General features: G+C 42.3%; 16 protein-coding genes. 10 read left to right on the top strand and 6 right to left on the bottom strand.

What is annotated here, in order from left to right; all coding sequences use genetic code 11:
• Positions 1-25: 25 nt before the first annotated feature.
• Entirely contained in the window at positions 26-475 is a 450-nt protein-coding gene (locus LGO15_RS10955; protein WP_226087588.1) for a PaaI family thioesterase, read from the top strand.
• A gap of 45 nt (positions 476-520) precedes the next feature.
• On the opposite strand, the gene LGO15_RS10960 is transcribed toward LGO15_RS10955, so the two are convergent.
• The gene (locus tag LGO15_RS10960) at positions 521-715 is read right to left on the bottom strand and encodes a hypothetical protein (RefSeq protein ID WP_226087589.1); all 195 of its coding nucleotides are present in this window, start codon (positions 713-715) and stop codon (positions 521-523) included.
• Between the two features lie 177 nt (positions 716-892).
• On the opposite strand from LGO15_RS10960, the gene LGO15_RS10965 reads away from it, so the two are divergent.
• Positions 893-2,095 carry a translocation protein TolB gene (locus LGO15_RS10965; protein WP_226087590.1) on the top strand — a complete coding sequence of 401 codons (1,203 nt, stop codon included), beginning with the start codon at positions 893-895 and terminating at the stop codon, positions 2,093-2,095.
• A gap of 166 nt (positions 2,096-2,261) precedes the next feature.
• Here LGO15_RS10965 and LGO15_RS10970 read toward each other — a convergent pair whose 3' ends face one another.
• On the bottom strand, positions 2,262-3,080 hold the full coding sequence (locus tag LGO15_RS10970; RefSeq protein ID WP_226087873.1) for an MBL fold metallo-hydrolase: 819 nt from the start codon (positions 3,078-3,080) through the stop codon (positions 2,262-2,264).
• Between the two features lie 157 nt (positions 3,081-3,237).
• Between LGO15_RS10970 and LGO15_RS10975 the strand changes: the two genes are divergently transcribed.
• A complete protein-coding gene (locus LGO15_RS10975) occupies positions 3,238-3,624 on the top strand; it encodes a hypothetical protein (RefSeq protein ID WP_226087591.1) in 387 nt (128 codons plus the stop codon).
• 673 nt (positions 3,625-4,297) lie between these two features.
• Here the strand turns inward: LGO15_RS10975 and LGO15_RS10980 are convergent.
• The 4 genes from LGO15_RS10980 to LGO15_RS10995 all read right to left on the bottom strand — a co-directional run bounded on the left by LGO15_RS10980 (position 4,298) and on the right by LGO15_RS10995 (position 8,306).
• Positions 4,298-5,014 (bottom strand): 3-ketoacyl-ACP reductase, encoded by a 717-nt coding sequence (locus tag LGO15_RS10980; RefSeq protein WP_167830473.1) that lies wholly within the window; start codon positions 5,012-5,014, stop codon positions 4,298-4,300.
• 421 nt (positions 5,015-5,435) lie between these two features.
• Complete coding sequence (locus LGO15_RS10985) at positions 5,436-6,371, bottom strand: endonuclease I family protein (protein ID WP_226087592.1); 936 nt, start codon at positions 6,369-6,371, stop codon at positions 5,436-5,438.
• A gap of 103 nt (positions 6,372-6,474) precedes the next feature.
• Complete coding sequence (locus tag LGO15_RS10990) at positions 6,475-7,239, bottom strand: PD-(D/E)XK nuclease family protein (protein WP_226087593.1); 765 nt, start codon at positions 7,237-7,239, stop codon at positions 6,475-6,477.
• Between the two features lie 20 nt (positions 7,240-7,259).
• A complete protein-coding gene (locus LGO15_RS10995) occupies positions 7,260-8,306 on the bottom strand; it encodes an NAD(P)/FAD-dependent oxidoreductase (protein ID WP_167830476.1) in 1,047 nt (348 codons plus the stop codon).
• A gap of 170 nt (positions 8,307-8,476) precedes the next feature.
• Between LGO15_RS10995 and LGO15_RS11000 the strand changes: the two genes are divergently transcribed.
• The 7 genes from LGO15_RS11000 to LGO15_RS11030 all read left to right on the top strand — a co-directional run bounded on the left by LGO15_RS11000 (position 8,477) and on the right by LGO15_RS11030 (position 14,613).
• The gene (locus tag LGO15_RS11000; protein WP_167830920.1) at positions 8,477-9,322 is read left to right on the top strand and encodes an ABC transporter ATP-binding protein; all 846 of its coding nucleotides are present in this window, start codon (positions 8,477-8,479) and stop codon (positions 9,320-9,322) included.
• Positions 9,273-10,193 (top strand): iron-hydroxamate ABC transporter substrate-binding protein, encoded by a 921-nt coding sequence (locus tag LGO15_RS11005; protein ID WP_167830477.1) that lies wholly within the window; start codon positions 9,273-9,275, stop codon positions 10,191-10,193. The genes LGO15_RS11000 and LGO15_RS11005 overlap by 50 nt, the downstream gene beginning before the upstream one ends.
• A gap of 88 nt (positions 10,194-10,281) precedes the next feature.
• Positions 10,282-11,262: a FecCD family ABC transporter permease gene (locus LGO15_RS11010; protein ID WP_226087874.1), complete on the top strand. Its 981-nt coding sequence runs from the start codon at positions 10,282-10,284 to the stop codon at positions 11,260-11,262.
• On the top strand, positions 11,259-12,266 hold the full coding sequence (locus LGO15_RS11015) for a FecCD family ABC transporter permease (protein WP_167830479.1): 1,008 nt from the start codon (positions 11,259-11,261) through the stop codon (positions 12,264-12,266). The genes LGO15_RS11010 and LGO15_RS11015 overlap by 4 nt, the downstream gene beginning before the upstream one ends.
• Before the next feature lie 229 nt (positions 12,267-12,495).
• The gene (locus LGO15_RS11020) at positions 12,496-13,515 is read left to right on the top strand and encodes an STAS domain-containing protein (RefSeq protein WP_167830480.1); all 1,020 of its coding nucleotides are present in this window, start codon (positions 12,496-12,498) and stop codon (positions 13,513-13,515) included.
• A 163-nt stretch (positions 13,516-13,678) separates the two neighbouring features.
• Positions 13,679-13,954 carry a hypothetical protein gene (locus tag LGO15_RS11025; protein ID WP_167830481.1) on the top strand — a complete coding sequence of 92 codons (276 nt, stop codon included), beginning with the start codon at positions 13,679-13,681 and terminating at the stop codon, positions 13,952-13,954.
• A gap of 233 nt (positions 13,955-14,187) precedes the next feature.
• Complete coding sequence (locus tag LGO15_RS11030) at positions 14,188-14,613, top strand: DMT family transporter (protein ID WP_167830482.1); 426 nt, start codon at positions 14,188-14,190, stop codon at positions 14,611-14,613.
• The last annotated feature ends 22 nt before the right edge of the window (positions 14,614-14,635 follow it).

Consider the following 14,635-nt stretch of genomic DNA (forward strand, 5'->3'; position numbering starts at 1 on the left):
TTTTCAGATAAAGAGGGATGCCATCTTGAAGAAGAAAATAGATGAGAATCAAATTCATGAAAAACACTACGAACAAATTTATCATTTAGTCAAAAATGACCCATATGCACAATCATTAGGGATTGAGCTAACGAAATTTGAGGCTGGTTTAGCAGAAGCCCAGATCGAAGTCCAGGACCATATGTTGAACGCACATGGAACTGTTCATGGAGCAGTTTTGTACGCTTTGGCGGACCATGTATTTTCGGTAGCTTGTAATGCATATGGAAAAACCTCTGTCGGGCTATCGACAAACATCCAGTTTATTGAAGCAGCTAATTCAGGAGACAGAATAGTCGCGCGTGCAATTGAAGTTAGACGGAACTTTCGTACGGGATTTTATCGAATTGAGATCTTTCATGAGCAAAGCCTGATCGCCACGATGGAGGCTGTTTCTTACCGCAAGGACCATTATTTTATCGAACTCAATGAATAAGACACTTATACTGCTAAAAAGTAAAACCCTGCGAATCGCAGGGTTTCATCTATGGTCCAGCCGCTTCGTCTGGATCCACCAATCAATATGCTCTGAGTTGAAGACATATAGATTTTGAGTAGGTCTTAGATGCGGGATGTCTTTCTCAGCAATGTATTGCTGGATCTGTTCCTCGGTTAGCGGAAAGCCTGCCGAGGCCAGGTATACGACCAGATAGGGAATTCCATAGATTTTGCTCACATAACCACCTCCCGCAAAACCCTCTTTTACCACCCGACAAAAGAAAGCTCAGCAGAAAGTACTTAGCAAGCAAGTTGGTTACTATACCAATTCTTTACCCATTTTTATCGTAAAATAACCCTTTCAATAAGAATCCTCCTCCAATGCCAGGACACCCTATGTATAGGAGGGATGTTCATGAGAATGAGGATCTTATTGTATGCAATGTTATTTTTTCTTTTACCAGTAGAGGCAGTTGCTGATGCACCGCTTACTGCTGCCTTTGTCCGTGATCACCAATTGTGGATCAAAACTGGCGATCAGGAGATACAGGTGACCAAAGGCCGATTTGTGCAATCGCCGAAATGGTCGTATGATGGCCGGTTCATTGCCTATATTGACGGTGATGAACAGGGTGAAAAGTCGAATCTGTTCATTTATGATACCCATGAAAAAGAGAGCTTTCAGCCTTATCAAATTGAAACCTCTGATTATAAATGGTCACCGATTAAAAATCAATTAGCATATAATTCACATGGTGTGCTGAATGTGACGAAAATGAAGGATGGCAGGCCTAAGGGTTTCGAAAATGTGGCGCTGGGTGTCAGTGGATTTGAATGGTTCCCAAATGGAAGGGAATTCATTGTCTCCTCTCAATCAAGTTTGCGGCCAACCGGATGGGGACCTGTTCCACTTTATAAAATACCTGTCACCGCGAATCTTGATAAAAATAAGATGGAATCCTTCTATACAATTAAAACACGTGAACCCGACTTGTTCGGGATCGATGCTGATTTTTTCAAATGGAGTCATGACGGCAAATGGGTTGCTTTCATCTTGATTCCAACGGCTTCCTGGTCTATGGATAGCAATACATTATGTGTTGTGAACAACGAGGGAAAACAATTTCAGGCGGTAGGGAATATGCTGGGCTTTAAAGACTGGATGAAGTGGGCGCCATCAGAAAATCAACTTGCCTATATTTCAGGGGAAGGAAGGTTTTTGGTGGAAAACAAGAAAACCACCATCGCAGATATGCCTGCAGCAATCCAGCAAAAGCAATACACACCTGAAGGGTATGTCGATCTTGATTTGGATTGGTATTCTCCTGATAAAGTGATTGTAGCTCGTTCGAAAGAAAACAAGGAGTGGGATGAGGGACCGGTTCCAACAATGTTCACTGCATTGTATGCCATCGATTTAAAAACAGATGAACAGACACAGATTTCCCATCCGAAAAAGAACGAATTCGATCGTGAGCCACAAGTTGTCGAAACGACTATTACATGGCTGCGTCAGATTGGCAATAAGACTGATGTATGGATGAAAAAGGGCTTGGATGGTCAGGAATATAGATGGATTAAGGGCATTGAGGAAGGTCCGGTCTTGCTTGATCCGTGAAATAAGAGCGTTAATCTCTGGGGAGGATTAACGCTGTTTTTGTGGAATATAATCTTTAAACTTACTTTTTGTTTAAAAATTGGGGGATTAGTTCATTCGGGACTGTATTTGGGAATTGAAATAAATAGAAAAGGGCCTGCCGTCCCAGGCAAGCCCTTGTAACCATTTATTTCTCTCCATCCACATATTTCCCGTAGTCAGGGATGGCGATGTCATCAAATTCATCAACGAGCGTTTTGAGGTTTTCTCTTAAAGTCCCAGCTGCCATCGGGATTCCGTGCCCGGTAATGGCATACGTAGGCTGCAGTGCCTCCAGCTTCTGGACGGAGGCGCGGGCTGCTTCCCAATCGGTCGTCAAATACCGTGGGGGACCGCTAATTTCTTGTTCCTGAGTCAGCACACTGTAGAGAGATTCTTGCTTGACCGTGACAAAGGCATCGCCGGCAATCAGGACGCGGTCGGCTTCCCTGAATAGTGAGACATGGCCAGGTGTATGTCCCGGTGTATGAAGCCATGTCCATCCGTCCATATGCGGGATGGTTCCATCTTCGGTGAGAGCTTGTACATGTGTTCCAAGATCAATTCCTTCATGCGGGAAAGTAGGAGATATTTTGGCTACGAGGCCACCCTCGACAGTGGCATCTGGTTTAGGATAGTCTTGTTGACCTGTTAAAAAAGGTAACTCTAGCTGATGGGCATAGACAGGAACCTGCCAGCGGTCGACTAAGTCGATGATGGCGCCGACATGATCAAAATGGCCATGTGTCAGTATGATAGCCTTTGGTCTTGCTCCTTCACCAAAAAGCTCCTCTGCTGCTTCAATGATTTTATCAGCAGACTTTGGCATTCCTGCATCAATCAGCACCCAGTCACCTGGTTCTTCGGAAACACGAACAAAACAAACATTTACAATTTGGACAGTCAGGCTGTAGACACCATTCTCCCCATTCTGAATCATCCCGCTCATTGTTGAAGTCATAGGCATATATCGTTCTGTTGAAGAGCTTTCTTTCACTAGTAAAACCTCCCATATATGAGCATCTATTTGAGTATACCCTGTGAGAGACTTATGTATGCTGCTTGCTTGGGGATGGACAGGGACGCAGTAATATGGAAAATGAATCTGAAAGGAGAGCAAAGGCGTGAGAATAAAAAATGTCCTATTTATATTCCTAACTCTAGTATTCCTGTTGCTGGCTGGCTGCAGTGCAGATGGCGGGAAAGTGACTGCACGAGACGTTCTAAAGCAGAACGAAGACGCGGATATCCTGAAATATGATGGATTGATCTATAGTAATGTTACGAAACTAGAATGGTTTCAAGAAAAAAAGAATCAAATTCAAAAAGGGGAGGAAATCGGGAAGATCAAAAAAGTAACGACATCCAGCCTGTTTTTCACCAATTTTTCCGCAACAAAGTTACCGAAAGGAACTCTGTTGTATGAAACGAATGATGGGTATAAAGGGATGATTTATGTCGAAACGGAAGATGGTGATGCTCTGTATTATATGAGTTTACTTGAGGGGTAAGGCGCAGAGTTGTAACTAAATAGTATTCTCTAATCCCTTTTTTGTGACAAAAGGTTGAAGAAGGATAGCTGAAGAGAAAAATACCATTTTATAAGCTGAAGAAGCCAATTGAATGGACTTAATACTAAAGACAGTTCAATAATGTGAATGACAAGGGGAATGGCTAATGTCGACTATAAGGATGTTTTTTCGAATAGCACTAAGTGAATTGGTCTTTTTCGGAATTTGTATTTTACTATTTATTTTCCACCTAGCATTTTGGTTAGATGAAAAGGGGATAGCAGAGAATGTTTTCAATCTGTACCTTCCACCATCAAAAATACCAATATATATTCTTTTGATGCTATATTTTATCGTATTTATTTATTTTTCATTTCTACTTTCTAAACAAATAAAAAAATTACAAGAATCCAATTTCCATAACTGTCGCAAAGCGTTCCACCTTACATTGGCAGGGCATTTACTTGCCTTTGTTACATCTGCATTTTTAGTGCTTGCTCGAGATCCTAATATTATGGCCACAGTAATTCCAGGCATATTTAGCCTTTACTTTGCCATTATGGTTCTAATTTTAGTGATTTTGTATTTCAACCTTTTTGTGAGAAGGACTTCAAGTTCATAAAAGTAAAAACAGGAACTATAAAGGTTCCTGTTTTTAACATTTGTATATAGTTTACGGATTGGTTGACCATAATCCAGCTGATTTTAGAAGGACTCTTGGGTGCAGTTTCAACCCTGCGACAAGAAGGTCGGCTAAATCTTCTGGCTGCATGACATTTTCAGGGTTTCCACTGATGAGATTGCTTTCGACTGCCAGATCAGTTGCCACAGTACTTGGAGTCAAAGCCGTGACGCGGACATTATGCTTCCTGACTTCGAGCATCAGCGATTCTGTCAACCCGAGCACTGCGAATTTGGAAGCGGAGTATGCACTTGTGACTGGTGCACCTTTTTGTCCTGCAGTAGAGGAGATATTCACAATGTCACCCGATTTTCTTTCAACCATTTCTGGCAATACTGCTCTTGTCACGTTGTACACACCCATTAGGTTGACGCGGACAATCTTTTCCCATTCTTCAGGAGATAAATCCATAAAGCCGCCGAATTTTGCAATTCCGGCATTGTTGACTAGAATATCAATCGCACCAAGATCTGATTTGATATGCTCTACCGCATGCTCGACTGCTTCAAGATCAGAGACATCGGCTGATGCAGCTGAAATGTTCACGTCAAACTGCTCAAGTTCTTCTGTTAATTTTTCAAGGTTGGACATCGTCAAACCAATCAATCCAAGATGGACACCTTCCTTAGCAAGTGCAACCGCAACTGCTCGTCCAATTCCTCTGCCTGCTCCAGTAACAATAGCTGTTTTTCCTTTTATTGAGTTCATGTATAATTCCTCCTCAAAATTTCTCGGTATGCTGCTAACAAACACGGTGTCTTCATTATGATTCAAGATTAGATACATGCCAAACATTCTGTTTGGAACTAAGATATATTTCACTACTATCATAAGGTCTGCTAAAACCTTAATTTCAATGTATAAGAGTAGAGAAATACTAAATAACAACTTGATCCTGAATCAAGCTTTTCGCAAGTGTAAACGTGGTTTATGAACCTACTCAATAAATAGTTGGAAAGGATGGCGGAACATATGCCCGTGAATGCTTGGATTCAGGAATCACGAGAACAAGATGGCGGAACATATGCCCCTGAAAGCTCGGATTCAGGAATCACGGGAACAAGTTGAAATTAATGAAAGTTCAAAGATAACCAATTACATATAAAAAAGCCGAACAAGAAGTTCAGCTTTACCATGGGAAATCAATTTTCTTTGCGAGCTCTGGAAAATCAACAAATGGATTACGGTTTCCCTGGATATAGTAGATGGCCTGATTGCGATGCTTCTCATATAGCGTGGGCGGGAATTCTTCATTCCAACGGGTTAGCAGGGCGATGTCGACCTTCTTTTTGAATTCATTCTTCACTCTTTTGGGGTATCTAAGGAAAAAATAAAGCATAGCCCGTGCGGAGGCTCCTTTGCCGTGTTCGGGTTCGAACTGGAAGCCTGTGGTGACACCGCAGTTGTTCTGAATGGGCTCGTTTTCCGATTCTGGGTTATAAAAGTCAAAATCGGAAAATGGGTAGTTCGAACGTGAGATATTGCAATCCGGTTCGCAGACAAACAGGTGATGCAGGTCGCCCTTCATCGGTTCAGCACCTTCGAACCAGGACTGAGGAACAATGTGCTCTGTATTCATCTTAAAATGGTCCTCAAAAACCTTCAGCTCTTTGATTGAGTCAAAGCCATTCACCTGGACCTTCCTGGAACGCCTTCTGAATTCATCGTACTTTTCCCGCAGTGTTTCATTATCCTCAATCAGCAAGGATTCAGGATTCTTCATTTGGCTGGAGTAAATGCTTTTCGCAGTTCCATCCGGATAAAGGTCGACCCATGTGTACAAATACAAATCCTTTGCGAGGAAGTAGGGAAGCTGATTCTTATGGGACTGGAATACGATGGTATGGAATTTATAAAACAGGGCCAGTCCGGACAAATCCAAATCCTGCGCACCGCGGTAATAATCCTTGATGTCCAGTTCATCCTGTTCAGGGTCATAGTATAACTGCTGGTTGTTCTGGATGTCGCGGCGGTTTTCCTTCAGTATCGTCAGCAGGTTTTTCAAATCGAGCGTATCATATTTATGTTCCCAGCTCTCCTGACGTTGTTTTTTATATTTTGCCATACCAAACTCCTCATTCTTGTCATTGTATCCCTATTTTACCCTTTAACAGATTGTCCTTCAAAGACTAGAAGGATTAAAATGCTTGAACAAGGAGTTTTTATGACTAGTGGAAGTAACCAGGTTTTTTATCGTCCCTCACTTCATTTTTAAAGTTACATTCGACCTCGTATACACAATGGCTGCAATTCTGTGGTGAAACGATATGTGTATATTCTTCTGGCCTCCTTATATTTTCTTTGAGTTCGGTAAAGTAAGCTTTAGCTAGTTGGACATCTGTTTCTGCAGGGGAATATTGAAAATGATTTCCATCAAGAAGGGTGATTACTTCTACCTTCTCAGGAAGCATCCCGAAAGCTGTATGGGAAAACAAGATTGTTAAATATGTATACAGTTTTGCCATCGAATCATCTGCATCCACCAGAAACTTTGTAACAGTGAAACTGCGGTCACTCCAATTGCCAACCTCAAACTTGAGAGAAACATTGATTTCCTCTATCGAAGTTTGGAATTGTTCATAAAGGAAAAGAGGGGAGTTGTCGATTTCCTTTTTAGTCAGAGCCTGCAGTAAATGGTCAGTCATTTTCGCTAGAATCGTATAATATTGAGCTTTGTCTTGGAACAGATGCAGAGGAATGTGGCTCCAGTATTGCTGAATCAACCTTAATACGGCAACCTTGCTCCTTGCGTTAGGAGGCAGGCTGTAGTATTGATGGACAATTAGATTAACCGAATTTTGAACCACTTGGCGCCAACTATACTCGTTAAGTTTCTTGCCTGCCACGAAGCGGTGATAAAACTTGTACGGACACTGCAGATAGGTTTCCAGATGGTAATCGGCCAGCAATTTTCCAGTTTGTTTTTCTCGCAAGAGCCTTCCCTCCTTAAAAATCAATTGATTAACTGAAGAATCATTTCCCTGTTTCTCTCTGAAAATACTTTATTGTGAGACGACACCATCGCTGAATGGGAGGCTTCGGGTTCGATAAACTGTTTAGCCTTATTGACAGCATTAGCTGCATCCTGGAAAGTCCCGGCAATCAAGTTAAGTTTTCCTTCATGCTTTAAAATATCTCCAGCAGCAAATAATCCAGGTACAGATGTTTCACTTGTTGCAGTGCCATCAATGTAAAAACCATCAATCATCTTCGGTTCCAAGTCGCTATTCTGGAGCAGGGATGCATCTTGATCGAATCCATGATTAACAAGAACATCATCAACAGGCAGGAGATAGGTTTCATCTGTATTCTGATTCGTTATTTCGACTTGAGCGATAGAATCGCGGCTTTGACCTGCTATTAAATTGGTGATGCATGAATGAAACAAGCACTCCACAGAGCTATTCATCAGCTGGGTGACCTGTGATTCATGGCCGGAAAAGCAATCCCTTCTGTGTACTAGATAGATCTTTTTAGCAAGAGGTTCGAGGGCATTGGCCCAATCGATGGCAGAATTGCCTCCTCCAGAAATGACAACTGTCCGATCCTTGAAATACTTCAGGGAATTGACCATATAGTGCAGATTTGACACCTCGAATTTCTCAGCCCCTTCAAGCTTCAGCTTCTGCGGCTTCAAAATCCCGCTTCCTATAGACACAATGACCGATTTCGAATAATGGACTTTTCCAGAAGCGGCTTTTAGTAAAAATAAATCTTGATCTTTGCTGATGGATCCAATTTTTTCATTCAGCACAACCTCTGGGCTGAACGTCATCGCTTGTTCTTTTAACTGTTTAATCAAATTCGCGCCTGTAATAGGGCCCATGCCGCCAACATCCCATATCACTTTTTCTGGATAGACATGGATTTTTCCGCCAAGATCGGACTGGGCTTCAATAATTTTGGTTTTCATTTCACGTAAGCCTGCATAAAAGGCAGAATATAGTCCGGCAGGGCCGCCGCCGATAATCGTAATGTCGTAGATTAATTTATTTTCCATTGGAAACACTCCTCTGAATTATTGCAAATGTATACGGTAACAAAAATGAAAAAATGAATAATTCACAAATCTGTCATTGACTGAATAAAATAATAGCTTTATAGTATACATTGTAAACGACATTGATAATCATTATCAACGATAAAATGAAAAACTTTGGAGGAATGATGATGGTCCGCTTATACACAGACCAATTAAATGTGGGATATGGGGAACGGACAATCGTGAATGACCTGACTTTAGAAATTCCCGATCAGCAAATCACGATTATCATCGGCCCTAATGGGTGCGGTAAATCGACATTGCTTAAATCGATGTCACGAATCATTCCGCATCAGTCTGGATCTATATTCCTCGACGGTTCGAGTATTTCTAAAGAAGATACGAAAACCCTGGCAAGAAAGATGGCGATTCTTCCTCAGACACCTGAAAGTGCAGCTGGTCTCACGGTAGGGGAATTGGTGTCCTATGGCCGCTTTCCTTATCAAAAAGGATTCGGGAGGCTGACGAAAAAGGATATCGAGGTCATTGATTGGGCTCTTGAGGTGACGGGAACGGCGGGTTACAAATACGAGCCAGTCGATTCTTTATCTGGCGGTCAGCGTCAGCGTGTCTGGATCGCACTTGCCCTCGCCCAGGAAACGGAAATGATTTTCCTTGATGAACCAACGACCTATCTTGATATGGCTCATCAGCTTGAAATCCTTGAGCTCTTGCAGAAGCTAAACCAGGAACAGGGCAGGACGATTGTGATGGTTCTGCATGATTTGAACCATGCGGCACGATTTGCCGACCATCTTGTTGCCTTGAAAGCTGGAAGCATTGTAAAGACAGGGACAAGTGAAGAGGTAATCAACAAGGAAGTGCTCAGGAAAGTTTTCAACATTGACGCTGAAATCGGGAAAGATCCACGTACAAATAAGCCGATCTGCATCACGTACAACTTACTAAAAGGAGAAGAAGAAAATGAAGAAACTGCTTATGCCATTCCTGCTTATGCTGGTGCTTGTTCTTAGTGCCTGCGGAGGAGAAGAAAAGAAAGATAGCTCAAGCGAGAAAAAAGAAGATGATAAACCGCAAACTATTACTTATGAATCTGAAAATGGTCCTGTAGAAGTACCCGCAAACCCGGAAAGAGTCATCGTACTTTCTTCCTTTGCGGGGAATGTTATGGCCCTTGATGTACCTATCGTTGGAGTGGATTCCTGGTCAAAAATGAACCCGCGCTTTGAAAAATTAAAAGACGTGGAAGAAGTGACGGATGAAAATCTGGAGAAGATCATTGAATTGAATCCAGACCTGATCATTGGTCTTTCCAATATTAAAAATGTTGAAAAGTTGAATGAAATCGCCCCTACTGTGACATTTACATACGGGAAGCATGATTATCTGACACAGCACCTCGAAATCGGGAAAGTTTTAAATAAAGAAAAAGAAGCGCAAGAGTGGATCGATAACTTCAAAGCTGACTCAAAAGCTGCTGGAGAAGAAATCAAGGCGAAAATCGGTGCAGACGCAACCGTCTCTGTTATTGAAAACTTCGACAAAGAACTTTATGTATTCGGTGATAACTGGGCAAGGGGCACGGAAATCCTGTACCAGGAAATGGGATTGAATATGCCAGAAAAAGTGAAGGAAGCAGCACTTGAGCCTGGTTACTATGCTATCTCTCCAGAGGTATTGTCTGAATATGCTGGTGATTATGTGGTTTTCAGCAAGAATGCTGAGGGTGATACATCCTTCCAACAAACCGAGACTTATAAAAATATCCCTGCCGTGAAGAACAACCGTGTATTCGAAGTGAATGCAAAGGAATTTTATTTCAACGATCCTTTAACACTTGAATATCAGCTTGATTTCTTTAAAAAGTCATTCTTGGAACAATAATAACTAGCGGGAGGAATTCTTTTAGAATTCCTCTTCTTGCTATCGGAAAGATGAGATGCAAATGATAAACCAAAACAGTTCGCTCTCCATGTCACTTAAGTTCGCAGGCGGAATGATCGTGTTAGTCGCAAGTTTTATGACGGCAATGATCTTTGGAGCAGCGGATACGACAATTAAGGAAATTTGGCTGGCGCTAACTTCAACTGTAAAAACAGATACGATCACCATGATCAGGGAAATTCGGCTCCCTAGAGAGGTTGCAGCAATCTTTGTGGGTGCCGCCCTTTCAGTGGCAGGAGCAATCATGCAAGGCTTAACGAGAAACCCGCTCGCTGATCCGGGATTGCTTGGACTGACTGCAGGCGCAAACGCTGCGCTGGCACTGGTCATGGCGCTTAGTCCGTCTGCAGGTTATCTTGCTATCACGATAGCCTGTTTTATCGGTGCAGCTGTTGGGGTAGTGCTCGTCTTTGGGATTGGTGCTTTAAAGAAAGGTGGATTTTCGCCATTACGGATCGTTTTGGCCGGAGCTGCGGTCTCGGCTTTTTTGTTCGCCGTTGCTGAAGGAATTGGTCTGTATTTTAAGATTTCAAAAGATGTTTCAATGTGGACAGCCGGTGGCCTGATGGGAACATCATGGGCACAATTGAAAATCATCATTCCGTTTATCCTTGTGGGAATGCTGGTTGCTTTTTACCTGGCAAGGCAATTGACGATTTTAAGCTTAAGTGAAGAAGTAGCAGTGGGACTTGGCCAGAAGACCAACCTGATTAAATTGGTTTTATTCATTGTCATTGTTTTACTGGCAGGGTCAGCTGTCGCTCTAGTCGGGAACATGGCCTTTATCGGGCTGATGGTTCCGCATATTGTCAGGATGATTGTCGGAACCGATTATCGATTCGTCCTGCCGATGTCTGCTTTGTTCGGAGCCTCGTTCATGCTGGTTGCGGATACATTAGGGCGGACGATCAACGCTCCTTATGAAACACCTATTTACGCGATTATTTCCATGCTCGGACTGCCGTTCTTCCTGTTCATTGTCCGTAAAGGAGGGAAGAGCTTCACATGATCCATCCATCTATACTCAAAAAACAACGAATAATCCTTGCTGCTTTATTCGTGTTCATTGTGTCGACTATCGTGGTAAGTCTTGGACTAGGTTATTCTTCTGTTTCATATGAACGGATTTTGCCGACCATTTTCGGGAATGGCACATTCAAAGAAGAGTTTGTTTTGTTTGAGATCAGACTTCCGAGAATCATTGTAACGCTCCTTGCCGGAATGGCGCTGGCTATATCGGGTGCCATTTTACAAGGGCTGACGCGCAATGATCTTGCCGATCCGGGAATCATAGGCATTAATTCCGGAGCAGGCCTGGGAATTGCCGTTTTCTTTCTTTTCTTCCCAATCGATGCCGCTTCATTTGCCTACATGCTGCCACTGGTCGCGTTCGCAGGGGCTTTGTTGACCGCGGTCCTAATTTATTTGTTTTCTTATAAAAAGGGCTTTGGACTTCAGCCAATTAGACTTATTCTCGTAGGAATCGGTTTTTCAATGGCCCTTTCCGGAGCCATGATTGTCATTATTTCAGCAGCGGAAAGACAAAAAGTCGATTTCATCGCCCGCTGGCTTGCCGGCAATATCTGGGGAACAGACTGGCCGTTCATTTGGGCACTATTGCCTTGGCTCGTTGTCCTGATTCCGTTCACACTTTATAAGGCAAACCGCTTAAACTTACTGAGTTTAAGCGAACCTGTTGCCATTGGTGTTGGAGTATCGATTGAAAAAGAAAGAGTCATCCTGCTTTTAACTGCTGTTGCATTAGCTGCTTCGGCGGTGTCAGTAACTGGGGGAATCGCTTTTATCGGCTTGATGGCTCCTCATCTTGCCAAAGCATTGATTGGCCCTAGAAACCAGTTGTTTTTGCCAATTGCTGTACTGATCGGGGGCTGGCTGTTGTTGTTCGCTGACACTATTGGCCGCAATGTCCTTGAACCAGAAGGAATACCGGCCGGAATCATGACTGCACTTATAGGAGCACCGTATTTTGTATATTTATTATTGAAAAAATAGTAGAAAGGCTGTCGGGCAGTTAGCCTGGCAGCTTTTTTAGTGCATATTTCATTCTCGATATTCTTAAAAAAATGTAGATTCCAGATCCGGTTAAGGATATCCCCAAATGAAGTAAATCAGAAAAGTTTAAGTTTCGTAGATTTACCCAGGTTTTTTAGACCATTAGATTGGTATTATGCATTCTATTCAGATAGAATTGACCTAATACATAATTTAAGGGAGTCGAATAATGGTCAATTCTAACCATAAGATTAAAGTAAATAAAAATGAGTTCGTTTGGAATGGACAGGAAGGGGAGCTGTCCTTCGATGGAGCACCTGCTTTACTTTTCTGGGATTCAGCGATCGAGTTGTTTTTGAATACAATTGAAGAAATTTCAGGGAATGACGTTTCGAATACAGTCTATGAAGTGACAGGTTATCGGATGGGACATCTGGTCAGCTCTTATTATGAGGGTAGGACTGATGTGGTTCAGCTGTTGAGTGAGTATAGTGATATTTACAAGAGTGCAGGATGGGGAGTCTTCGAGATTCATGAGTACTCACATGAGGAAAAACGCGCTGTCGTAAGAATACGTAATAGCTGGGAGCATCGGATTTTCAAGATGGCTGGTAAAAACAAAGCCGGAGTTCTGCTTCCAAGCCATTGGGCAGGCATTTTCAGCGGACTCTTCAAACAGAACATGTGGTACAAAAGGGTGAAGAGCCAGCAGGAAGGTCATGAGTATGATGAGATCGAGATCTCTCCTTCAAACAGAACCATTTCCGAAAACATCCATGAACTTGCGAGAAGAAAAGAACAGGAAAGCATCATGGAATTGGAGAAGAAGGTAGAGGAACGTACTGTAGAGCTGAACTCTTTGGTCCAGGAAATTTCATCGCCAGTCATCCCGGTTTTGAAGGACATTCTAGTCATCCCGTTAATCGGAAGGTATAACGAAGAGCGAATGACTTACATGATCGAGAAAGCGCTGGTGGAACTAACCAGGTTGAAAGCAAGATATATGTTAATCGATTTAACAGGGATTAAGCAGGTCGATTCTTATTCCATTCATGGAATCCAAAAATTAATCCAGGCCATTCGCCTGATAGGCGGGCAGTGCTTCATTGTCGGCGTGTCGTCTGAACTTAGCATCCAAATCTTGAGTTCTAACGTAAATTTAGAGGGGATTCAATCCTTCTCAAGCCTTCAGCAGGGTGTGGAATATGCTATCCAGCAAAATGGGTATGAATTAGTGAAAAAGAAATAGACATGTAGCTGAATCAGGGAAACCTGGTTCAGCTTTTTTTTGCTATATCCATTTGATCGCACTTTCATCAACATCAGATGATGATTATTATAGGAAGTTTACCTTCATGCAAAAGGGGAAAGTAATGAGAGAACAACCACTATAGAACAGGAGATGATACAACATGAAAATCAAAAATTTACTATTATCGATCCCATTAGGTGCTGGCATCATATTAGCTGGTTGTGGAGCGGATGAAGAGGCACCACCGGAAGATGAAAATAACATGGAAAACATAGAGGAGCAAGAAGATAACCAAGAACCCGATGTAACGGAAGAGCCTAGTGAAGAAAATGGCAATGAAGAAGAACCTGATTTAGATGAAGAATCTATTGAAGAAAGTCCTGATGAAGAAGAACCGGATTTAGATGAAGAGCCGAGCGAAGAAAATAATAACTAATAATGGGAAAACGCCTTAGTTGTCATAAGGCGTTTTTTCTTCGTCTGGAGTTCTAGAGGAAACTTGGGCTCCTAGGGATTTTGAGGAAGCACTTTTGGTTTTCAGTGAAATCAGCGTTTATAATGGGTTAATTGATTTTTTATAATGTTATAATTTTAGGACATATGTCCTTCCCGAGCTTGCTTGTTTTGTCATTTAATTAAAACAAACATAGAGTTTGGGGAGATTAAAAAATGAAAGGTTTGATTTTTGCTTTATTAGGGGGAGCTTTTATTACGCTGCAGGGTGTGGCGAATGCAAGAATCAGCCAGGATATCGGTACATGGCAGACGGCATCGATTACTCAGTTAACCGGATTTTTGACGGCATTGTTTGTCTTGGTCTTTTTTGTAAAAGGTCCTTGGAATGGGCTGAGAAAAGTAAAGCCTCTTTATTTAATTGGTGGAACATTCGGGGCAATTGTGGTCTTTGGCAATGTTACGGCCATCCATTTTATTGGCGTCACATTGACTGTTTCTGCGATGCTGATTGCACAACTGGCGATGACATTCCTGATTGACCAAAATGGATGGTTTGAAGTAAAGAAGCAAAAAATGAGAGTTCCACAGCTGATTGGTATGACCATGATGGTAGCAGGTGTGGTCATTCTGGGCTGGTAATATTAAAAGGCAGGGAAAGCTG

The organism is Mesobacillus sp. S13 (assembly GCF_020422885.1).
Lineage (GTDB): Bacteria > Bacillota > Bacilli > Bacillales > Cytobacillaceae > Mesobacillus > Mesobacillus selenatarsenatis_A.